Annotated in this window: 20 protein-coding genes and 1 pseudogene; 9 read left to right on the top strand and 12 right to left on the bottom strand. The window is 70.4% G+C overall.

The features are described 5' to 3' along the window. A pseudogene (locus AB0M79_RS33650) lies at positions 1–565 on the top strand (amylo-alpha-1,6-glucosidase); the annotation flags it as partial. Positions 566–1151: 586 nt separating this feature from the next. Then, on the top strand, positions 1152–1316 hold the full coding sequence (locus tag AB0M79_RS33645) for a hypothetical protein (protein ID WP_364221958.1): 165 nt from the start codon (positions 1152–1154) through the stop codon (positions 1314–1316). 262 nt (positions 1317–1578) lie between these two features. On the opposite strand, the gene AB0M79_RS33640 is transcribed toward AB0M79_RS33645, so the two are convergent. From AB0M79_RS33640 to AB0M79_RS33630, 3 genes are all read right to left on the bottom strand, one after another. Beyond that, entirely contained in the window at positions 1579–1800 is a 222-nt protein-coding gene (locus tag AB0M79_RS33640) for a DUF2945 domain-containing protein (RefSeq protein WP_357534560.1), read from the bottom strand. A 222-nt stretch (positions 1801–2022) separates the two neighbouring features. Then, a complete protein-coding gene (locus tag AB0M79_RS33635) occupies positions 2023–2820 on the bottom strand; it encodes an ABC transporter permease (protein ID WP_364221948.1) in 798 nt (265 codons plus the stop codon). After that, positions 2813–3799 (bottom strand): ABC transporter ATP-binding protein, encoded by a 987-nt coding sequence (locus tag AB0M79_RS33630; RefSeq protein ID WP_364221945.1) that lies wholly within the window; start codon positions 3797–3799, stop codon positions 2813–2815. The genes AB0M79_RS33635 and AB0M79_RS33630 overlap by 8 nt, the downstream gene beginning before the upstream one ends. A 91-nt stretch (positions 3800–3890) precedes the next feature. On the opposite strand from AB0M79_RS33630, the gene AB0M79_RS33625 reads away from it, so the two are divergent. Then, positions 3891–4604, top strand: a complete 714-nt coding sequence (locus AB0M79_RS33625; protein ID WP_364221942.1) for a TetR/AcrR family transcriptional regulator — start codon at positions 3891–3893, stop codon at positions 4602–4604. 189 nt (positions 4605–4793) lie between these two features. On the opposite strand, the gene AB0M79_RS33620 is transcribed toward AB0M79_RS33625, so the two are convergent. Both AB0M79_RS33620 and AB0M79_RS33615 read right to left on the bottom strand, forming a co-directional pair. Continuing rightward, complete coding sequence (locus tag AB0M79_RS33620; protein WP_364221939.1) at positions 4794–5213, bottom strand: hypothetical protein; 420 nt, start codon at positions 5211–5213, stop codon at positions 4794–4796. 10 nt (positions 5214–5223) lie between these two features. Further along, positions 5224–5472: a hypothetical protein gene (locus tag AB0M79_RS33615; protein WP_364221955.1), complete on the bottom strand. Its 249-nt coding sequence runs from the start codon at positions 5470–5472 to the stop codon at positions 5224–5226. Here AB0M79_RS33615 and AB0M79_RS33610 point away from each other — a divergent pair. After that, positions 5441–5797, top strand: coding sequence for a LysR substrate-binding domain-containing protein (locus AB0M79_RS33610; RefSeq protein ID WP_364221936.1), 357 nt, complete (start codon positions 5441–5443; stop codon positions 5795–5797). The genes AB0M79_RS33615 and AB0M79_RS33610 overlap by 32 nt on opposite strands. A gap of 31 nt (positions 5798–5828) precedes the next feature. On the opposite strand, the gene AB0M79_RS33605 is transcribed toward AB0M79_RS33610, so the two are convergent. From AB0M79_RS33605 to AB0M79_RS33595, 3 genes are all read right to left on the bottom strand, one after another. Then, positions 5829–6818, bottom strand: a complete 990-nt coding sequence (locus AB0M79_RS33605) for a BtrH N-terminal domain-containing protein (RefSeq protein ID WP_364221933.1) — start codon at positions 6816–6818, stop codon at positions 5829–5831. Further along, positions 6815–7672, bottom strand: a complete 858-nt coding sequence (locus AB0M79_RS33600; protein WP_364221930.1) for a MerR family transcriptional regulator — start codon at positions 7670–7672, stop codon at positions 6815–6817. Before AB0M79_RS33600 ends, AB0M79_RS33605 begins: the two co-directional genes overlap by 4 nt. A 194-nt stretch (positions 7673–7866) precedes the next feature. Beyond that, the gene (locus AB0M79_RS33595; RefSeq protein WP_364221927.1) at positions 7867–8724 is read right to left on the bottom strand and encodes a hypothetical protein; all 858 of its coding nucleotides are present in this window, start codon (positions 8722–8724) and stop codon (positions 7867–7869) included. Between the two features lie 182 nt (positions 8725–8906). On the opposite strand from AB0M79_RS33595, the gene AB0M79_RS33590 reads away from it, so the two are divergent. Both AB0M79_RS33590 and dxs read left to right on the top strand, forming a co-directional pair. Beyond that, complete coding sequence (locus tag AB0M79_RS33590) at positions 8907–11777, top strand: BTAD domain-containing putative transcriptional regulator (protein WP_364221924.1); 2871 nt, start codon at positions 8907–8909, stop codon at positions 11775–11777. A 182-nt stretch (positions 11778–11959) separates the two neighbouring features. Continuing rightward, positions 11960–13891, top strand: coding sequence for a 1-deoxy-D-xylulose-5-phosphate synthase (gene dxs / locus AB0M79_RS33585; RefSeq protein ID WP_364221922.1), 1932 nt, complete (start codon positions 11960–11962; stop codon positions 13889–13891). Positions 13892–14875: 984 nt separating this feature from the next. On the opposite strand, the gene AB0M79_RS33580 is transcribed toward dxs, so the two are convergent. Genes AB0M79_RS33580 through AB0M79_RS33570 form a run of 3 tightly spaced genes read right to left on the bottom strand, consistent with a single transcriptional unit; the run spans position 14876 to position 16955 of the window. Beyond that, positions 14876–15634, bottom strand: a complete 759-nt coding sequence (locus AB0M79_RS33580) for an SDR family oxidoreductase (protein ID WP_364221919.1) — start codon at positions 15632–15634, stop codon at positions 14876–14878. A gap of 2 nt (positions 15635–15636) precedes the next feature. Next, entirely contained in the window at positions 15637–16620 is a 984-nt protein-coding gene (locus tag AB0M79_RS33575) for an alpha/beta hydrolase (RefSeq protein WP_364221916.1), read from the bottom strand. Between the two features lie 29 nt (positions 16621–16649). Beyond that, positions 16650–16955 (bottom strand): antibiotic biosynthesis monooxygenase, encoded by a 306-nt coding sequence (locus tag AB0M79_RS33570; RefSeq protein WP_364221913.1) that lies wholly within the window; start codon positions 16953–16955, stop codon positions 16650–16652. A 160-nt stretch (positions 16956–17115) separates the two neighbouring features. Between AB0M79_RS33570 and AB0M79_RS33565 the strand changes: the two genes are divergently transcribed. Next, on the top strand, positions 17116–18051 hold the full coding sequence (locus tag AB0M79_RS33565) for an AraC family transcriptional regulator (protein ID WP_364221910.1): 936 nt from the start codon (positions 17116–17118) through the stop codon (positions 18049–18051). A 19-nt stretch (positions 18052–18070) separates the two neighbouring features. Here the strand turns inward: AB0M79_RS33565 and AB0M79_RS33560 are convergent, their stop codons facing one another. Continuing rightward, entirely contained in the window at positions 18071–19021 is a 951-nt protein-coding gene (locus tag AB0M79_RS33560) for a phosphotransferase (protein WP_364221907.1), read from the bottom strand. Positions 19022–19049: 28 nt separating this feature from the next. On the opposite strand from AB0M79_RS33560, the gene AB0M79_RS33555 reads away from it, so the two are divergent. Next, positions 19050–19211, top strand: a complete 162-nt coding sequence (locus tag AB0M79_RS33555; RefSeq protein ID WP_364221904.1) for a hypothetical protein — start codon at positions 19050–19052, stop codon at positions 19209–19211. A 116-nt stretch (positions 19212–19327) separates the two neighbouring features. Next, on the top strand, positions 19328–20899 hold the full coding sequence (locus AB0M79_RS33550; protein WP_364221901.1) for a Na+/H+ antiporter: 1572 nt from the start codon (positions 19328–19330) through the stop codon (positions 20897–20899). Positions 20900–20928 lie beyond the last annotated feature (29 nt).

The raw sequence follows: 20928 nt of genomic DNA, 5'->3' as shown, positions 1-20928 counted from the left end.
CGACGCCCTCTCCTCCAACATCGGCCACCTGCTATGGAGCGGCATCGTCGACGAATCCCGGGCACCGAAGATCGCCGAACACCTGCTCGGCCCCCGCCTCTTTTCCGGCTGGGGCGTACGCACCCTCGCGCAGGGCGAGGGGCAGTACAACCCACTCGGCTACCACGTCGGCACCGTCTGGCCATTCGACAACGCCTTCATCGCCTGGGGGCTACGCCGCTACGGATTCCACCAGGAAGCCGGGCGGATCGCCGAGGGAATCATCGACGCGTCCCGGCACTTCCAGGGTCGACTTCCGGAAGCCTTCGGCGGCTACGACCGCGAGTTGACCCGGCACCCCGTCCAGGAACCCGCGGCGAACAGCCCACAGGCCCTGGCCACCGCAGCGCCCCTGCTGCTGATACGCACGCTGCTCGGCCTCGAGCCCTACGGCGATGATCTGGTGGTCGTGCCGGCACTGCCCGAACGGTTCGGTCGCATCGAACTGCTCGACATCCTCGGACGGTGGGGCCGCATCGACGCCATCGGCGTGACATCCCAGGAGGCGTACGCGGCCGACAGATGAGCGTGGCGGCGTTGCCGCCGACCGATGCCGGTGACCAGTGCTGCGGCAGACAAAGCCGCAGTTCACAACGCCTGCGAACCAGTTATGGCACGGCACAGGGTCAACGGGCCAAGGAGCCAACCTCCGCAGCTCCTCGGTAGAAATCTCCGGTTTTCCAAACGTGTTGCGGGCGCACCGGGCGGTGGTCTCCGGGGTGTCCGGGCCGGTGTGCCCGCCAGGACCGGCCGACAGCGGCGATGTCCGCCAGGGCCCGAGCGAATCGGTCCCTCGCGGGCAGGTCGAGCGCGACGGCTGCCGCGTCGGGCTCGCCGACGTCGCTGGCGCGGGGCACCGTTGATGCGTCTCGACGGCCGGCTACCCACGCCGCAGACCGTGGGCACGACGTGGGAAGGCGCCTGGACCGACCGCCTGAACTCCGACAACTCGGTCCTTCAGCCCCAATGTCGGCAGGAACTCCAGGACGCTTGTCGTCACCATAGCGACCCGGGCGGCTGTCATTCCAGCTCAGCACGGGACTGTCTCGCGAACGGCCCTGTCTCACCTTCGGTGGTGACGGAGAGTTGTGGGGGTTGTTGACCCTCGCGTGATGGATGTCGACGTGCTTGTGCGGACGGTGTTTTCGGGTCTTTCTCCGCTGGTCATAGAGGATGTGGCCGACGAGGGCGAGCGGATCGTGGTGCGAGCACGGACTCCACAAGGGACCGCGGTCTGGTCGATCCCCGACTCGCTCGTCAACGTCGCCCGAAGCTAGCAGATGCCGGCGCGGCACGAGAGGCCCGGATTCGCCGGTGAGCTAGGCGAGAGCTGGGGACCGAGCGGGGACCAGGGCATTACGACACATCGCAGCCGCAGTGCGACACACAGGTCTGGGCCTGGTCCCGATGGCGCGGACGCCGCCGCACCAAGCCCGAACCTGCCACTACCGACGATGCGGCTACCCCTGACCAGCTGCCGTTGCCGTACCCGGCCGAAGGGTGCTCGCCTCGCTGTTCCTCAAGGTGTCCCGGCCCTCGTCACTCCTGCTCACGACGTAGCGCCTCCGGCCGGTGCGCGACATCCCTGCCGGAGTCGTCGTTGCGGATCCGGTACTGCGGGTGCTCCAGCGACGCGTTGACCGGGTGCCCCCGGACCTTCACGCGTTCGGTGATTTCCTCCTTGACGGTCCCGTACGCCCGACCGGAGTGGCTGGCCCACGAGACGTGGTCGCCCTTGTGGAATCTGTCGCCCTTAGCCATGCTGCTCGGTTACCCACGGTGCGCACCACAAAACGACAGGTCGATGGGCTGATGGCGATGTCCGGCCAGGCCCATCTCCGGGTGATGACGCCTGGAACGTCACCCGTGCCCAGCCTCGCGCTCGCCCCCGTGGCTGTACCGATGGCGCCCGCGCGCGGGGGCATCCCGCACGATCGGGAGGCGTATACGGCTGCCAAGGCGGGTCGGGACGGGGCGGGGTCGTCAGCCGCGGCGAACCATCGCGCGGATGCTCACCGCGAGTCCGAGCGCACACCACGCGATCAGCACGACGAGGTCCTGCCGGCTCGCGGTGTAGGTGTCCGACAGCAGCCCGGCGCGGAGCAGGTCCGCGGCCGGTCGGAACGGCAGTACGTCATGGATCGTCTGGAACCAGGTGGGGAGCTGGCCGGCCGGGAAGGTGACCGGCGAGAACAGCATCACGAAGAACACCAGCACCTGGGTCGTGAGCTGGGTGAGCAGTGGGGGCAGCGTCACCGCGATCGCGTAGCCGACCGCGGTGGCGGTCACCGCGGTCAGGACGGCCGCGGCCACCAGGAGGGGCCAGTCGAAGGCGTAGCTGAAGCCGTACCGCAACTGGGCCACGATCACCGCGACGGCGACGCTCGGCAGGGCGACCACCAGCCACACCGTCAGGTCGGCCAGCAGCAGCAACGGGCGCGGCACCGGTAGCGCGCGCAGATAGGCGAACGTGCCGTTGGTGCGTGCCTGGGCCACGCCCTGGGGGACCATGACGAGCCCGACGACCATCAGCAGCACCGTGGGTGCGCCGGTGGACAGGAAGCGGGCCGACGAGGTGTCGATGTCGGGGATGAGGAACCCGAACCCGATGATGATTCCGGCGGCGAGCAAGGCCTGTACGACGATGACGAGAGGCAGCATCGCGCCGGTCTGGGCGATCGTCCAGCGCAGCAGGGTCCCGTACGTCGTCCATGGGGCGGTGCGTGGCGGGGTGCGGGTGCCCATCGGCGCGAGTGCGGGGGCGGTCGTCGTCTCAGACATCGGTTACCTTCAGCGCGGTGGTCGCCTGTTCGGCGGCGTCGGTTGTGGTGGCGAGGTAGGCGTCCTCGAGGGTGGCGGGCGCCAGCGCGTAGCCGTCGATGCGCTTGTCCGAGCGGAGGGTCGTTGCCCAGGCGACGGCGGCCTCGGCGTCGGCCGCGTCAAGGGTCATCAGCACGCGCCGGCCGACGCGGACGCGGCGGACGATCGGGATCGGTACGTCGCGGGGGGACTCGGAGGGGTCACCGCCGTCCGGCTGCAGGGAGAGTTCGAGTCGCAGGTCGTTGTCGTTGGTCCCGCGGAGCTGGTTCGGTGATCCGGAGGCGACGACCTTGCCGCGGTCGAGGACCACGAGGTCGTCCACCACGCGTTCTGCTTCGACGACGTTGTGGGTGACGAGCAGGACGCCGGCGCCCTCGTCGCCGAGGCGGCGTACGGTCTTCCACAGGCGTCGACGCCGGGCCGCGTCCACGTCGTTGGTCGGCTCGTCGAGGATGACCAGTGGCGTTTTCGCGACGGCGGCCATGGCGAACGCGGTGAGTCGGCGTATGCCACCGGACAGGCCGCCGCCGTCCGGTGTGGCGCGGCGGTCGGACCACTCGCCGATGTCGAGTTCGTCGACCAGGGCGCGTGCGGAGCTTCTCGCGTCGGTGCGGGACATGCCGCGGAGCCGGCCGGCGATCTCGATGGCTGTCCTGGGTGTCAGGCCGTCGAGCGGTGCCTGCGCCTGGGCTTGGAGTGCCACGCAGCGTCGCGCGGTCGCCGGGTCGGCGATCGCGTCCACGCCGGCCACCCGGACCGATCCGGCATCGGGGCGGAGCAGTCCGACGATCTGCGAGACCAATGTGGTCTTGCCGGCTCCGTTGTGTCCCAGCAGGCCGACCACTTCTCCTTGGCGTACGCGTAGCCCGACGCGGTCGTTGGCGACGACCGGTCCGAACCGCCTGGTGAGGCCCTCCACCTCCAGTACTGCGCTGCTCATGGCTTCTTGAACCTCCATCGGGATACCGTTGGTATTCGAATACCGACGGTATCTGGATTCGGATGGTAGGTCAACTGACTAGAATCGCGGCATGGATCCCCGCCCCCCGACGTCCGGGCGCCGCGCCCCGCGCAGTCGTGCGCAGCGCCAGCAGGAGACCCGCGAAGCGCTCATCCTGGCGGCACTCGACGCGTTCACCCGCGACGGCTACCACGCGGCGAGCCTGGAGGGGATAGCCAACGAGGCCGGGTTCTCCAAAGGCGCGGTCTACTCGAACTTCGAGGGCAAGGCGGAACTGTTCCTGGCGGTGATGGACCACAACCTGGAGATGCTGCGCGGCGAAGGCTGGGACCCGCTCGCGGCGGCGGAAGGTGACACCGAAACGCCCGTACCCGACGCCGCGACCGACGACGCGGCGCGGATGGTGCGCGGGTTCAGCCTGGCGACACTGGAGTTCATCGCCACCGCCGCCCGCGACGACACGCTCATCCATGCGCTGCGGCAGCGCGTTCAGGTGATGATCGACGCCTACGGGCGGGTCGCGGCCGATGGTCGACCGACCGGCGAAGTCCTTCCGGTCGACGACGTCGCCCAACTCATGGCCGCCTTCGACCAGGGAGTATCGGTGCTCACGCTCAGCGGCATCGCCTCCATGGACGGTGCGCTGATGCGAACCGGCCTGCGCCGGCTCATGGACCCGGCGGGCGCCGTGGGCGAACCGGCACCCCGACGCGACGGCCACACGTCGTCGCGACCGGATGTCCAGGCGGTACGGAGACTGATGCGCGACCTGCCGGGTTCCTGATCCGCTGCGGCAACCCGCAGGGAGGCGCGGTGCCACCGAGTTGATCCCCGCGTGGAACCGGATCCGGAGCCGCGCGTCGCCGCTTGGCCGCCGTCACCGCACCGACCTGGCTCGAACCTGTCACCGACGAGCGGTACCCGGGATCCGCTCGCGTCCGGTGAGGGCGTCGAGAGAGTCGGGGCGCACCGGTCAGCTTGTTCGCCGGCCCCTTCGGCGTTCGACGAAGAGCCAGCCGGCCACGCCCAGACAAGCGGTGGCCAGTAGGGCCAGCGACACCAGAGCCGGGTTGACCCACGCCGGGACCAGGTCGTATTCGGCGTTGCACCAGTTGTGCAGCGGAAACCATCGCGCGTGTTCCCGCCACTGGAGCGAGCGGTAGGCCTCGTCGTAGGTGACGCCTGTTGCGCGACAGGATTCCTTCGGGTCCAGGGAGGAACCGGAGAAAACGCCGACGAACCACGTGACGGCGGCGGCGACCGTGCAGAGTCCGGCCGTCGCGATGAACCAGCCGGGGGTTCTCCATCGGTCGGTGAACAGTGCTCCGCCCCACCACCGCAGCAGGAGCGCGAAAGCGATGGCGGCCAGAAGTGAACAGGCGACGATGCTCATGTTCCTGGTGCTAACCGAGCCTGTACGGGGTCAGGTACTCCGGCAGCAGAATCGTGGTGCGTGGTGCCGTCTCGCGTACGGCGGCGAGGAAGGCGTCGAGCCGCCGACGGTCGTTCGGCGTGGTGGACGGAGGATTGCTCAGCGGCGTCTCGAAGTCGTCCCAGTGCACCGGCACGACCAGGGCCGGCCGATCCAACGCTGTCAGCAGGCGCGGCGCGTAGGCGTGGGTGGCGTCGGTCGCCGGCCAGCACGGCTTCACGCCGGCACGGGTGCGGCACGCACGCAATCCCGAATTCGTGCTGGGACTCGTACTCGCCGGAAGGGGCATCGCATTCGAACCGGAAGAAGCCACCCGGCGCGAGCCGCGCCTGGTCTGGCGCCCGATCGTCGATCACCCACTGCACCGGGTCGTCTCCGCGGCGTGGCCCGCACCGGCGCCGCACACCGCGGCGGAGCATTTCGCGCAGATCGCCGCCGAGACGCTGGACGAGCCCTCACCCGCCCCGACAGGCGCCCCAGCGCCGGACTCGGCGTGCCCTTGGAACATCGTCTTCGCCCCACAGGCGGCCGGCGCCGGCCGGTAACCGAACGTACGCGACCGTCGGGGACCCGCGGTCAGTCGGCGCCGACGGCGGACAGGACCCGCATGGCGTCGTGTTCCCGGTCGGCGAGTTCGGCGAGGATTTCCGAGGCGCGGGCGAGGTGGTCCGGGTCGCCGGTTTCACCGGCGGTCGTGACGTGGTGGGCGACCCCGGTCCACAGCGGGGCGATCTTCGCGTACATCTGGTGGCCGTGGCGGAGGTTGTCGTCGTCGACGAGCGTGGCGCATTCGGCGAGGAAGTCGCGGTAGATGTTGCGGAAGAGTGCGCCGCCGGTCCCGCCGCGTTCCATCAGCCTCGCGGCGAGCGGGAGGTCGCGCGACGGGTCGGTCGAGCGGTCGAGCCAGCGCGTCACCTGTCGGGCCGCCTTGGCGATGCCACGGTGGCCGAGGTTGGCGATGGGCGGGTCGAGGAAGGTGTGCGCGTTGCCGCGGACGGCGGTCCGGACGGCACGAGCCAGGTCGGGCCGGCCGGTGGGGCCGGTCACGGTGTAGGACAGGTTGCGGGCGGTCATCGGTCCGCGTTCGTTGCGGGCCCGTTCCAGGCTCGCCAGCGTGGTCGTCACGGCGCCGCCCTGCTGCGCGGTGTCGATCAGGTAGGCGTGGGTGTCGTCGTAACCGTACATCGCGGCGAAGTGTCCACCGAAGTGGACCTTCGTGGTGAAGTAGTCCAGGTGGTAGGAGTCCAGCTGCAGGCCGACCGGGCGTCCGGCGTCGAGGGCGGCGGTGACGTTCTGCCAGGCCCTGCGGGGCGAGGCGGTCTCCTGGACGTGCAGCGTCAGGCCCAGCCGGTCGGCGACGGTCCGGGTGATCGAGGCCGGCTTGCCACGGCCGCCGAGGAACGGGAAGTCCATGTTCCTGGCGTCCCAGTAGACGAAGCCCAGCCCCTCGCCGAGGCCGAACAGCATCGGCTCGGACAGGTCGAGGCCCGCGTGGCGCAGCACGGCGCCGAGCGTGGTGGTCTCGCAGTGCTGACCGGCGGGGAACGCCACGTTCTCGATGATCACTTGGTTTCCTGTTCTGCTGGTCGGGGTGGGCCGGACGACGGGCGGACCGGCCAGGCGACCTCCGTGCGGAGCGCCGCGGTGGGTACGCCGGGCGCCGGCGGGACGAGGTAGCTCTCCTCAGCCGGGCCCGCCAGCACCCGGTCGTGCTCGGCGATCCAGCGGCCCAGCGAACGGTAGGCGCTGTCGACGTCGTCGTAGCCGCCCTCGTGGACGGTCGCGGCGAGCAGGCAGCCCGCCAGTTCGCCGGCCGCGATCGTCGCTGTCGGCCGGGGCGGGCGTGCCACCGGCACGAACAACTCCACCTGCCACTGCGTCGCCTCGGGGTCGTCGCCGAGGTAGCGGGTCCCGGGCGGCCCCGCCGGGTCGATTCCCTGCTCGGCGAGGCCGGCGAACAGGCGCGCGAACCCGGGGGCCAGCGCCTCGGCCAGCCCGCTCGGCGGCGTACGCACCACGGTACGGGCGGTCGGCTGGGCGACGCGCCACCGTTCGTACACGTGCAGCCACCCCGGCACGCGCCCCGGCTCGGCCAGCACGGCCCCCAACCGCCCGGCGATCTCGTCCAGCCGGGCCGCCTGCGCGGCCACCCGGTCCCGGTGCCGCTCGATGACGGCGCGTGCCTGCTCCGGAACGTCGGCCGCCAGGATCTCGGCGATCTCGGGCAACGGCACCTCCATCTCTCGCAGCCGCCGGATCAGCCCGGCACGGGGAAACTGGTCGACGCCGTACCGGCGGTAGCCGGTGTCCGGATCGACGCACGCCGGGACGAGCAGTCCCAGCCGGTCGTAGTTCCGCAGCACCCGTACCGACAACCGGGTCGCTCGCGCGAACACCCCGATCGGCATCAACCCCGTCACCGACGCCTCCAACAAGCCTCGACCCTCTCCCGGGGAGAGGGTCAACCCCGGCCCGACCCCTGCCGCACCGACCAACGAAACAAATCATCACGCAACGGGTCCGACCGGCGGACCGGACCAACCACGACCGATGGTCCGGTCGGCCGCTGACGCGACCGACCGGACCAGAGCCGAGCGACCAGTCCGCGTACCGGTCAGCTACCGCAGATGCCGTACGCGGCGACCGTCCAGTTCCCGGCCAGGCCGTCGGCGTCCTCGTCGGCCCAGACCCGGACGGTGTCCTCCGGCCCGATGTTGACCCCGGACAGCAGCACCTGACCGTTGCCGGCGTTGATGTCCGCACCCACGCTGTACAGCGCCTTGCCGGCCGGGCAGGTGACGGACGCGAGGTTGTCCGGGGTGCTGTCGCTCGGTGACACGTCCCAGAGCCGTTCCAGGCCCGCCACGCCGGTGGCGCAGACGGCGAAGGCTGTCACGGACCAGCCGGGCGTGGTCGCGCCCTGGACCGCGACGCCGCGCGCGGTGACGGACTTCAGGTCGAAGGACGGCACCACCTGGTCCAGCACGACGTCCCCGGCGCCGCCGTTGACCCGGCCACCCATCCCGATGACGCTCTTCGTTCCACAACTGGCCGTCACGTACTGCGTTCCCACCGCCCCGGTCACCGCGACGACCTGATACCCGGCCGGCGGCGAGACGCAGATGGCCCTGGTGGTGAAGCGCCAGTCACCGGTGTAGTCGACCGGCCCGGCCTCGCGCATCGTGGCGACGAACCCGCTGCCGTCGGCCAGCGGCTCCAACCGGTCCACCGCGACGCGCCCCCCGGCGTCGGGCGACGTCGTGAGGTAGGCGCCCCCGCCGCTGACGACCGTGTTCGCCGGGCAGCGGACGGGGAGCGACTTGTCGCTGCTGTTCTCCTGCGTCGTTTCGCCCCTGAGCACCAGCCCGGCCGGGTCCGCGGACGCGGGAGCCGTCCAGCCCACGCCCACCGTACCGAGGGCGACCAGGGCCACGGCGAGCCGGGCGAAACCGCGATGTACGAATGTGCGCACTGCTACCTCCTAAATCCTGAGCAGGCAGCGGGACGCACCTGGATCGACCCCTGCCTGTCGGTCACTGGCGACAAGCCTGGTTCGCCGGGCTTGGCGTCTGCTATCCGGCGGCTTGGCGCGGACGGACCGACCAGACGATCCACATCGGACTGCTCCATCGCTGGTGCAGGGTGAGGAGGAGCATGAGGTGGCGCATACTCGGCCCCGTCGAGGCCGACATCGACGGGAAGGTCCTGGACTTCCGGCGCCCCCAGCAACGCGCGGTGCTGGCCCTGCTGCTCCTCGACGCGGGCCGGGTGGTGTCACCCGAGCAACTGATCAACGCGCTCTGGACGGGCGAGCCGCCCCGCAGCTCCCGTACCCAGGTCCAGGTATGCGTGTCGCGGATCCGGGCGGCGCTGCGGGGCGCCGGCCTCACGGACGTGCTGCTCACCCAGGCCGGCGGCTACCGCCTCGTCGTCGGGCCGGACGAACTGGACCTGGCCGTGTTCACCGGCGCCGTGGCCCAAGCCCGGACGGCCGTCGCGGCCGGTCAGCCGGCGACCGCCGCGGAGTTGCTCGGGACCGGGCTGGCGTTGTGGCGTGGACCGGCACTGGCCGGCGCGGCGGGCGCGTTCGTCGAGTCCGCCGCCGCGCGCCTGGACGAACAGCGGCTGTCCGCGTACGAGCAGCTCGCGACGGCCGAGTTGACGCTGGGCCGGCACGCGGACGTGATCGAGGTGCTGCGTCCGGTGGTAGACGCCCACCCGCTGCGCGAGTCGCTGATCAGCCGGTACCTGCTCGCGCTGGCCGGTGCGGGCCAGCGGGCGCGCGCGTTGGAGGTGTACGCCGAAACCCGTCGCCGGTTGGTCGAGGAACTGGGGGTGGAGCCCGCCGCCGAACTGGCTGCGGCGCACCTACGGGTGTTGCGCCACGACATGCCCGATCCCGAACCCGAGCCGCAGCCCGGTCCCCGTCCGGCTTCCGTGCCGCCGCCCGATGCGGTGCCGATCCCCGCCGCACCGGTACCGGCCCAACTGCCCACCGACGTACCCGGCTTCACCGGCCGTCAGGCCGAACTGCGCGCACTGGACGCGTTGCTGGATGGCGCTGACGGCGCCGGTGGCCGGGCGGTCGTGATCTCCGCGATCGGCGGCACCGCCGGCGTCGGCAAGACCGCACTGGCGGTGCACTGGGCGCACCGTACGGCGCACCGGTTTCCGGACGGACAGCTCTACGTCAATCTGCGCGGCTTCGATCCGGGTGGGCGGGCGGTCGGACCGGCCGAGGCGCTGCTCGGATTCCTGGAGGCGCTGCAGGTACCACGACAGCAGGTACCGACCGAGCTGTCCCGGCAGGCGGCCCTCTACCGCACCCTGATGGCCGGCCGGCGGGTGCTCGTCCTGCTCGACAACGCCCGCGACGCCGAGCAGGTCCGGGACCTGTTGCCCGGAGCACCGGGGTGCCTGGTGGTCGTCACCAGCCGCAACCGGCTCACCGGCCTGGTCATCGCGGAAGGCGCGCGACCGCTCACCCTGGACCTGCTCACCGCCACGGAGTCCCGGGAGCTTCTGCGGCAGCGCATCGGGCGGGACCGAACCACGGCGGACCTCGCGGCGGTGGAGGAGATCATTCGACGGTGCGCCGGGCTGCCGCTGGCACTGGCCGTCGTGGCGGCACGGGCATCGACCCACCCCCACCTGCCGCTGGCCGCCCTCGCCGCCGAACTGCGCGACGTACGCGGCGGTGACCTGGCCGCGTTCGACACCGGCGACCCGGCGACCGACGTACGCGCGGTCCTCTCCTGGTCGTACCGGGCGCTGGAGCCCGATGCCGCCCGGCTGTTCCGCCTCCTGGGGCTCCACCCCGGACCGGACGCGGGACAACCGGCGTTGGCCAGCCTCGCCGGGATTCCGCCGGCCCGGGTACGTCCGCTCCTGGCCCGGCTCACCGGGGCGCACCTGCTGACCGAACACGCACCGGGCCGGTACGCGCAGCACGACCTGCTCGCCAGTTACGCCGCCGAGTTGTGCCACACGATCGACAGCGAGGTCGAGCGTGCCGTCGCCAGTCACCGCCTGTTCGACCACTACCTGCACACCACGCACGCGGCGGACCGGTTGCTCGACCCGTACCGGCTGGCGGTTTCCGTCGTGCCGGCGGCCCCGCGGCCGGACGTGACCAGCGACGAGCCGGTCGACCACCCGGCCGCGATGGCCTGGTTCGCGGCGGAGCAGGACGTTCTGCTGGCCGTCGTCGACCGGGCCGGGCGGGCCGGATTCGACGACCACGCGTGGCAACTGGCCGCCGTGCTCACCACCTACCTCGACCGGCGCGGCCACTGGCACGACCTGATCGCCGTGCAGCGCACGGCACTCGACGCCGCCCGGCGCGGCGCCAACCGCCTCGGTCGGGCGCACGCCCACCGGGGGCTCGCCATCGCCTGCACGTGGCTCGGCCGCAACACCGACGCGCACGTCCACTACCAGCGGGTCCTCGACCTCTACCGCGAGCTGGCGGACCCGGTCGGCCAGGCGCACACCCACGTCGGCGTGAGCTGGATACTCGCCCGGGAGGGCCGGCACGACGAGGCGCTCGACCAGACCGGGCAGGCGCTCAGTCTCTACCGGGCGGCCGGCTACCTGGTCGGTCAGGCCAAGGCCCTCAACAACCTGAGCTGGCTGCACGCCCGGCTCGACCATCACGAACTGGCCCTCAACTGTTCCCGCCGGGCCCTCACCCTGCACGAGGAGAACGAGGATCGGCACGGCGCCGCGCTGGCCTGGGACAACCTGGGGTACGCCCAGCACCGGCTCGGCCGGCACGACGAGGCCCTACGCTGCTACCGGCGGGCCCTCGACCTGCACCGCGCCCTCGGCGACCGCTACGACGAGGCGGAGGTGCTGGCGAACCTCGGCGAAACGTACCAGTTCATCGGTGCCCCCGAGGCCGCCCGGTCGGCGTGGCAGGCCGCCCTGGCCATCTTCGACGAACTGGACCACCCGGACGCCGACGGGCTGCGGACCAGGCTCGCCGCCAGCCCGCCGTACGTCGCCGGCCCGGTCGGCACCTGACCATCCACGGCCGAGGGCAGCGTGTGCCCGGGACACCGCGCCACCCGCCCGGAAACGGGTACGGATCATTTATGAAATCCGGTCGGCCACCGCAAGAACCGTCACCGTGCCACATGATCGACAAGCGACTTTGCCAGTGAGTCGGTTGGCCGGCCTTGAGCTGCCCGATAGTCTTTCCGGCTATGAGTGACCACGCGCAGACCCTGCTGAGCACGATCCGCGGGCCCCAGGACCTGAAGACCCTGGCGCCCGAGCAGGTGACCGTGCTCGGAGCCGAGATCCGGGATTTCCTGGTCGCCAAAGTGGCGCGCACCGGTGGTCACATCGGCCCCAACCTGGGTGTCGTCGAACTCACGCTCGCGATGCACCGCATCTTTGACAGCCCTCGTGACCGGTTCATCTTCGACACCGGGCACCAGGCCTACGTGCACAAGATTCTGACCGGGCGGCAGGACGGGTTCGACCTCTTGAAGCGGCGCGGCGGGCTCACGGGATACCCGAGCCAGGCCGAGAGCGAGCACGACCTCGTCGAGAACTGCCACGCCTCCACCGCCCTGTCCTATGCCGACGGCATGGGCAAGGCCTATGCCCTGCGAGGCGAGCTACGGCACGTCGTCGCGGTAGTGGGGGACGGTGCCCTCACCGGTGGTATGTGCTGGGAAGCGCTCAACAATATCGCCGCCACCCGCAACCGTCTGGTCATCATCGTCAATGACAATGGCCGCTCCTACGCGCCGACCATTGGCGGGCTCGCGGATCACCTTGCGTCTCTGCGGCTCGATCCGGGGTACGAGAAGATACTCGATTTCACCAAGGACGCTCTGGAAAAGACCCCGCTGGTCGGCAAGCCGTTGTTTGACGCGCTGCATGCGGTGAAAAAGGGCATCAAGGATGCCGTGGCGCCGCAGGCGATGTTCGAGGATCTCGGGATCAAATACGTCGGACCGGTCGACGGCCACGATCTGGCGGCGATGGAGTCGGCGCTCACCCGGGCCAAGCGTTACGGCGGCCCGGTCATCGTGCACGCGGTGACGCACAAGGGTCACGGCTACGCGCCGGCCGAGCAGGACGAGGCCGACCGGCTGCACGCGCCCGGTGCCTTCGACCCGGAAACGGGGAAGCAGCTGGCCGCCCCCAGTCTCAAGTGGACGAAGGTGTTCGCCGACGAGCTGGTGGCCATCGCGGGAGAGCGGCCCGACGTCGTCGGCATCACGGCTGCGATGCCGGAGTCGACCGGCATCGACAAACTCGCCGCCGCCTACCCGGACCGGGCGTTCGACGTCGGCATCGCCGAGCAGCACGCGACCACGTCTGCCGCTGGGCTCGCGCTGGCCGGGCTGCACCCGGTGGTGGCGATCTACGCGACCTTCCTCAACCGTGCCTTCGACCAGGTGCTGCTGGATGTGGCACTGCACAAGCTGCCCGTGACGTTCGTGCTCGACCGGGCAGGTGTCACCGGGCCGGACGGGCCGAGCCACTACGGCATCTGGGACATGTCCATCCTCGGCGTGGTGCCGGGCCTCCGGGTGGCCGCTCCTCGGGACGCCGAGACCCTGCGTATGTCCCTGCGCGAGGCGGTGGCGATCAACGACGGGCCGACGGTGGTGCGCTTCCCGACCGGGTCGGTGCCGGCCGCCCTGCCCGCGCTGCGCCAGGTCGGCGGCATCGACGTACTCGCCGAGACGCGTGAGCGCAGGGACGTCCTGCTGGTCGCGGTAGGACCCTTCGCTCACCTCGGGGTACAGGTCGCGGCCGAACTGGCGAAGCGGGGCTTCGGCGTGACCGTGGTGGATCCGCGCTGGGTTCGCCCCGTGCCGGTCGAGATGGTCGGGCTCGCGGGCGCGCACCAGCTGGTCGTGACCATCGAGGACGGGGTACGCAACGGCGGCGTCGGCGATGCGGTCGCCAAGCTGCTGCGTGACCATGAGCTGGACGTGCCGTTGCGTGACCTGGGTGTGCCGGCGCAGTGGATCGACCACGGCACGCGGGCCGAGATTCTTGCCGAGATCGGCCTGACGGCCGCCGACGTGACCGAGCGGGTCCAGGGCTGGATCGAGGCGCTGTCGGTGCCTGAAAAGCCCGGCCTGCCCGGCGTCAGCCGCGGTGCCCGATGACGTGACGAGCCCTTCACGTGAGGGGTTGGCCGAGTTGGCCGCCACACCGGATCAGGGGCCGTGCGTCCTCGGGCCACATCTCGACCTCGATGGCCGGCATTACACCGGGAGCGGCCCACGGCGTTCGACGCTGTGGGCCGCTCCTGTCGAGGCCTCGACCGCTGAGGCCGTTCCTCAGGCTGGGACACCGCAGTACCAACTGCCGGCGGACGTGCACACCGTGACTCGTACGTTGGGCGCACGTCATACGGAGTCAGGAAGCTGCCGGAGATGGGCTTCGTCGTACCGTTGGCCGCCCAGCCGATCTGTTCGTTTCGGTTGGTCCAGGCGCCGTGGTGGTACTCCCTGCCAGCTCAGGTAGGCGTAGGACGTCGACGGGTTTGCCGCGTAGTCGGTGATCGTGCCGGACGCGGTGACCCTCTGCGAGTACACGCCCCGATCTCCTGACGCCCTGCCGAAGGAGTTCGACGCGGTGAAGCTCGCAAGGATCTGCACAGACTCATCGGACGGCGCGGCCTGTGCCGGAACGGCCAACGCTCCGGCCATGAACAAGTGCCGAGGATGACACTCAGTGTCCGACTGATTCCTCCTCTGCCGTGGGCGGGCCTGGATGGCCCGGTGGAACCTCCTTCAACTTGTTCGGTCAGGTCAGGGCGCAGGAGGACAGGGTGTCCTCGGGCAACGCCGGGTCCTGCAAGACGAAGAGGTCCTGTGTGGTCGCTTCGACCTGTGACGGCAAGCCTGACCGGCGATCGGTAATGCGGGGAAGGGGCTGTGCGGAACAAGTTCCGTACACGTCGCCTCGACGCTGCCTGCGGCCCAGCGGTCGCAGTGGTGGCGATCACGGTCCGCAACGAAGTCGTGGATCCGAGAATGCGAGTGGATAGTCGTGCCGGGAACCGAGGCGCAGGCGGCCGCCGGCGACGCAAGGCATGTCAGGAACCCATCCCGCTGATGCACCCCTTGAAGTCGGACGGTGGGCTGCTAGAGGTTGTAGCCGCCGGAAACCTCGATGTTCTGTGCGGTGATCCAGCTTCCGTCTTCGCCGAGTAGTGCCGCTATGGCTACGCCGATGTCGTCCGGTTCGCCGAGTCGGCCCAGGGCGGTTCTGGCGGCGAGGCCGGGGACCACCTCGGGGTGGCGTTCGAACGCGTTGTCGGCGATGCGGGTGCGGGTGGAACCGGGCGAGACCGAGTTGACCCGGATGCCGCGTCGGCTGAACTCCTTGGCCAGGTAGCGGGTCAGTACGACCAGGCCGCCTTTCATCGTGCCGTAGGCGGAGTATCCGGGCTCGAGGCCGGAGAACGACGCGGCGTTGCTGGTGACGTTGACGATGGCGCCGCCGTCGGCCAGCAGCGGTCGCAGCGTCTGGGTGAGGAAGTACGGGCCTTTGAGCAGCACCCGCATGAGTGCGTCGAACATCTCCTCGGTGGTGTCCTCGAACAGGGCCATCCGGCTGGATCCGGCGTTGTTGACGAGGTGGTCGAACGTGTCGCGCTGCCAGGTGTCGCGGAGGACGGCGACAACGGAGTCGCGGAATGCCGGGAAGGTCTCCGATCGGCCGATGTCCAGCCGTAGCGCGACAGCGGTGCCGCCGTTCTTCTCGATCGTCGCGACCGTGTCCGACGCGCCGGCGTGGTTGTCGCGGTAGGTGAGGATGACGCCCGTTCCGCGCTTGGCGATCTGGATGGCCGCGCTCTGTCCGATGCCGGAACTGGCGCCGGTCACGATGGCGATCCGCATGGTCAGCCCTCTTCCTTCGTCTGGATGTCGGGAGCCGTGCCGAGTACGCGCGTGAGCCAGTCGTTGCGTGTCTGTCGGGCCGCGGCCGAGACCGGTACGTGCGGATACAGCGCGTCGAATCCGTGGAAGCCTCCGGCCCAGACGTGGAGTTCGGCCTGGCCACCGGCGGCCCAGATCCGGGCGGCGTAGTTGACGCCCTCGTCCCGGAAGACCTCGGCCGAGCCGGCGTCGACGTAGGTGGTGGGTAGGCCGGCGAGATCGTCGGCCAGTGCCGGTGAGACGTACGCGGGTACCGTGGCGCCGGCGAGGTCGCCGAGCACGGATCGCCAGGCGAACTCGTTCATCTCGCGGGTCCAGACACCCGGCTCGCCGGAGTACTGCCGGCTGGAGGTGGTGGTGTTGCGGTGGTCGAGCATGGGGCCGATCAGCACCTGGGCGGCGATCGCCGGAGCGCCACGGTCGCGGGCCATCAGGGTGACCCCGGCGGCGAGGCCACCGCCGGCGCTCGCGCCCGCCACGATGATCCGGGCCGGATCGATGCCCAGGTCGGCGGCGTGCTCGGCGGTCCAGAGCAGCCCGTGGTAGCAGTCGTCGACCAGGGTCGTGCCGTTGACCTCCGGTGCCAGCCGGTAGTCGACCGAGATCACCACCGCGCCGAGCAGTTCCAGCCACTCCAGCGGGATGTCGATCTGGGAATAGCGGTCGCCCATGACCATCCCGCCGCCGTGGATCCAGTAGACGCACGGCGCGGCGGCGGTACGGGCCATCCCGGTGGGAGTGAGGATCGAGAGCGGGATCCGCGTGCCGTCCTGAGCGGAGATGGTCACTTCGCGCCGCTCGACAGCACGGCCGTCGAGCAGCGGTTCGACCGGTGACGACGCGTACGGCCGGATCTGCGCCAGGGCCTCGGGGGTGAGTCGGGGGACGAGCGGCATGTCGGCGAGCAGCATGCGCAGTGCGGGGTCGAAGTCAGGTCGTGCCAACACCACGATGGTCCTTTCTCTTGACGGCGTTTTCAGAAGGCGGCCTTGCCGCCGACCGGTACCTCGTCGACGTAGTGCGATTCGTCGGCGAGAAGCGGGCGCAGCTTGGCAACCAGGGCCTGCGCCTGCTCGGTGGCGAAGAAGGCGCCGTGCGCCGGCTGGCTGGTCCAGCCCTCGGTCACGGAGACGACGTCCGGGTTGCTGGCCGAGCGGGAGACCAGGAAGACGACGCAGTCCTGGTTCGGCAGCGACGGGGCGTCGAGGAGAAGTTCGACCAGTTCGTCGCCCTTGCCCGGTCGTGCGGTCATGGTGGCGTGGAATCCGTGGGTGACTGTCATGGGTGCCTGTTCCTCCCAGCCTTGGAGCTGGCATCCGCTCCGGGAATATCGACCACCTCATCGAATCACCGTGAGCAGTGGAAACGTTAGAACGATGCTCGCAACGTCTTGCCTGATCCTCTCGTTGTGGCGAGGATCAGGCAGTGCTTGAATTGGGCGGGTGAGACTTGGGGAACTTCGCGGCCTACTCAGCCGCCACGCCCGGCCCGACGCGGGCACCGCCATCGAGGACCTTCTGATTTCCAAGGTCGATAAGTCGGCTCCACCCTCACCGTCGATGTCGGGCACGGTGCTGGCGCTCATCGCACAGGGCACGAAACGGATCGCGCTGGGCGATCGCGTGTACGAGTACGGTGCCGGCCAGTACCTCGTCGCGTCCGTGGACCTGCCGGTCACCGGCCACTTCGTCGATGCCAGCCCCGAACGGCCGGCGCTGGGCGTCGGCCTGATCCTGCGACCCGCCGCCGTCGCCGAGCTGCTGTTGGCGGCGGCCCCCGGAGATCTCCCACCCGTCGACGGCGGCGCGCCGTCCGGCATCGCCGTCAGCGACGCGCCCGACGAACTGCTCGACGCGGTGATCCGGCTGCTACGCCTGATCGACAAGCCGCGCGACAGGACGGTGCTGGCGCCGCTGATCAAACGGGAAATCCTCTGGCGGCTCGTCACCGGGGATCAGGGCGTCATCGTCCGCCAGCTCGGCCTCGCCGACAGCAGTCTCACCCACATCGCACGGGCGGTGCGATGGATCCGCGAGCACTACAGACAGTCCTTCCGCGTCCAGGACCTGGCACAGCTGTCCGGAATGAGCCTGTCCGCCTTCTACCGCAACTTCCAGGCGGTCACCGCGATGAGCCCGATCCAGTTCCAGAAACAGATCCGGCTCCAGGAAGCCCGACTGCTACTCGCCACGGATTCCAACGACGTGACCGGCGTCAGCCGCCACGTCGGCTACGACAGCCCGTCACAGTTCAGCCGCGAATACCGGCGCCAGTTCGGCGTACCTCCCAGCCAGGACGCCCGCCAGCGCGAATCGACGCACCACACCGAGCCGGCGCCCACCGGCGCGCCCGGCGGGGCCCCGGCCGCCCTGCCGTAACGCGGGGCCGCCCCGCCCGTCAGCCCACCAGGCCTCCGGCGAACGGCATCGACCGCCACTGCGCGGAAAGCTCCCCGGCAGCATCCGCCAGCAGGGGCAGTTGTGGCGCGAGCGCGAGGCTGGCAACGCCTCGCAGCATTCCCACGGCGTTGACGAAGCGCAGCACGTCCTCGTTCAACTGCCGCATGCCCTTGCGCCGTGCTTCACGGTTGTAGGCGGCTTCGCACTCGGGGCCGAGGCCGGCCAGGTCCCACTCGACCGGCCCCAGCGTCACCATCTCGAAGTCGGCGTACAAGTCTCCGTCCACCTCGTGGAAGATGTTCACCGCCGGGCAGTCGCCATGGATGGGCTGCAGGTCGATCCCCGGGAACTTCTTCTCGAACGCCGTGCGTGAGCGCACCACAGGTTCCAGGACCTGCCATTCGCGGCGCGCGCGGTCCAGGTCGGCCGGGTCGATGAGGTCGGGGCGTCCGTCGAGCCGAGCGATGCTGTCTTCGATGAACCGCGGTTCGGCCGCGGACAGGAACGACAACTCACCCGGGTAGGCGCGCATGGCGGCGTGCAGATCGGTGACCAGGCCGGCATTCGCCACGTAGTCGGGCTCCGTGGCCGGGGCCTTCTCGACGAACTGCCAGAACGTCATCGAGAATCCGTCGACCAGAACAGGTTCGCGCGGAACGAGGGAACTGGGAGGAATGACGGGGACTCCCTGGTCTGCGAGCCACCCGACCACGTCCAGTTCCGCCCGCTGTCGGCTCGCCTGGCTGTCGAGATCCGCGTGGTGCGGCAACACGGTGAGAACCCGGGCCACGACCGGCGAGGGTGCGAGGTGGACAACGACGGAGAACACGTCGTAGAGCACCCGGGCATCGGTCACGGTGAGCCCGAGACCGCGCCCCGCGCGGACAGCCGCGTCGACGGCACGTGACGTTCGGTCGGCGATCTGCTCCGCTGTCATGAAGGTACCCATGACGCGATTGTCCTATCGCGGAGCCGTCATGCCGGATCCGGGGGCGTGGCGTGGGATGGCCGCCGACGAGATCCATGCCCCGCTCGGCTACCCGCCCCACGCGCACATCCCCTACGCGGCGGCGGCCCGCCACGCGGCCACGGTCATGTGCAAGACGTACGACCTGCCTGGGCTCGAGTGCGCCAGGTGACGGGGGTGTCAAGCGGACCGGGGCGGCGATCCGCCCCTCAGCGCCCCGGTCCGCCGATTCCGGGGCGGGCGGCCGGCGTAGGTACCACCATGTGAGCGAGGACGGACGGGGGCGATGTGCCGGAACTGCTGCTGATCATCACGCTGGGCGTCACCGTGCTGGTTGGCACCACCATCGGTGGCCGCTACCGGGTCGCGCCACCGGTCCTGCTCATCAGCCTGGGCGCGCTGCTCGCGCTCCTGCCACCGCTGTCCCATGTGATCCTCGCCCCCGAGGTGGTGCTGCTGCTGTTCCTGCCGGCGATCCTCTACCGGGAGAGTCTGACCACCAGCCTGCGGGAGGTACGGGCGAACATCGTGGTCATCGCTCTGCTGGCGATCGGGCTGGTCGGTGTCACGATGGTGGCGGTGTCGCTGGTGGTACAGCGGTTCGGCGTCGACCCGGCGGTGGCCTGGGTGATCGGCGCGGTGCTCGCCCCGACCGACGCGGCGGCGGTGGCCGGCCTGGCCAAGCGGATGCCCCGACGCCTGCTCGCCACCCTGCACACCGAAAGCCTGATCAACGACGGCACCGCCCTGGTGCTGTTCGCCATCGCGCTCGGACTGCTCGGCGGGCACGCGGCTCCGAACGCCATCGAACTCGTCGAGAAGGTCGGCCTGTCCTTCCTCGGCGGCATCGCGGCCGGCCTGCTGGTCGGCACGGTGGTGATCCTGATCCGCAAGCGCCTGGACGACCCGCTGCGGGAGGGGGCGCTGAGCGTGCTGACCCCGTTCGCCGCCTTCTTCCTCGCCGAATCCATCCATGAGAGCGGCGTGCTCGCCGTGGTGGCCGCCGGGCTGCTGGTCGCCTTCGCCAGCCCTCGGGTGATCCGGGCCCGGTCGCGGGTGCTGGCGCTGTCGTTCTGGGACCTCACCACCTTCCTTATCAACGGCGGACTCTTCGTGCTGCTGGGGATGCAGATCCCGAGGGCGGTACGGGACGTCACCAGCACCTCGCTGATGCGCGCGATCGCCATCGCGGTCGTCGTGGCCGGGGTGCTGGTCGCGGTCCGGATGCTCTGGCTGCACCTGACCGCCGCTGTCGCCCGGGTGGTGGACAGACGGGAGTCCAGTCGCGGGCGGCGGGTGAACTGGCGGGTGCGTACCGTCGCCGGCTGGGCCGGGTTCCGGGGGGCCGTCTCCCTGGCGGCGGCGCTCGCCGTCCCGCTGACCGTCAACGGGGAGCCGGTCCGGGAGCGCGATCTGATCATTTTCTGTGTCGCGACGGTGATCCTGCTGACGATGCTCGTGCAGGGGACCACGCTGCCGTTGCTGATGAACTGGGCAGGGCTCTCCGGCGACCCGGAACGTGCCGACGAGGCGCGGCAGGCGCAGGTCCTGGCCACCAAGGCCACGCTCACGGCGTTGCCGGACATCGCCGACCGGGTCGGCGCCGATCCGGAGAGCGTGCAGCGGCTGCGGGGCGACTACGAGGGACACCTCGGCGCACTGCGGGCCGGGCAGGACGACGAGTCGGGCGGCGCCCAAGAGGTCGAGCGCCGACTGCGGCTGGCGGCGCTGGACCACAAGCGGCGCGAGATCACCCGGATGCGCGACGCCCGGGAGATCGACGAGGCCGTGCTGCGCGAACTGCAGGCTCGACTGGACGTCGAGGAGATCCGCCTAATCGGGCCGATGACCCTCGATTGACGTGGGCGCGACGTCGAGTTCGCGCCCTG

Origin of the sequence: Polymorphospora sp. NPDC051019 (assembly GCF_040683055.1) — a bacterium.
Taxonomy (GTDB): Bacteria; Actinomycetota; Actinomycetes; order Mycobacteriales; family Micromonosporaceae; genus Polymorphospora; species Polymorphospora lycopeni.
This window is presented reverse-complemented; position numbering and strand designations above follow the sequence as displayed.

Bases quoted from the DNA above. Each gene is read 5' to 3' on its own strand.
- AB0M79_RS33625 (WP_364221942.1), top strand. From the start codon at position 3,891: ATGGATCCCCGCCCCCCGACGTCCGGGCGCCGCGCCCCGCGCAGTCGT.
- AB0M79_RS33645 (WP_364221958.1), top strand. From the start codon at position 1,152: ATGGATGTCGACGTGCTTGTGCGGACGGTGTTTTCGGGTCTTTCTCCG.
- AB0M79_RS33570 (WP_364221913.1), bottom strand. From the start codon at position 16,955: ATGACAGTCACCCACGGATTCCACGCCACCATGACCGCACGACCGGGC.
- dxs (WP_364221922.1), top strand. From the start codon at position 11,960: ATGAGTGACCACGCGCAGACCCTGCTGAGCACGATCCGCGGGCCCCAG.
- AB0M79_RS33580 (WP_364221919.1), bottom strand. From the start codon at position 15,634: ATGCGGATCGCCATCGTGACCGGCGCCAGTTCCGGCATCGGACAGAGC.
- AB0M79_RS33630 (WP_364221945.1), bottom strand. From the start codon at position 3,799: ATGAGCAGCGCAGTACTGGAGGTGGAGGGCCTCACCAGGCGGTTCGGA.
- AB0M79_RS33590 (WP_364221924.1), top strand. From the start codon at position 8,907: ATGAGGTGGCGCATACTCGGCCCCGTCGAGGCCGACATCGACGGGAAG.
- AB0M79_RS33620 (WP_364221939.1), bottom strand. From the start codon at position 5,213: ATGAGCATCGTCGCCTGTTCACTTCTGGCCGCCATCGCTTTCGCGCTC.
- AB0M79_RS33640 (WP_357534560.1), bottom strand. From the start codon at position 1,800: ATGGCTAAGGGCGACAGATTCCACAAGGGCGACCACGTCTCGTGGGCC.
- AB0M79_RS33555 (WP_364221904.1), top strand. From the start codon at position 19,050: ATGCCGGATCCGGGGGCGTGGCGTGGGATGGCCGCCGACGAGATCCAT.
- AB0M79_RS33560 (WP_364221907.1), bottom strand. From the start codon at position 19,021: ATGGGTACCTTCATGACAGCGGAGCAGATCGCCGACCGAACGTCACGT.
- AB0M79_RS33635 (WP_364221948.1), bottom strand. From the start codon at position 2,820: ATGTCTGAGACGACGACCGCCCCCGCACTCGCGCCGATGGGCACCCGC.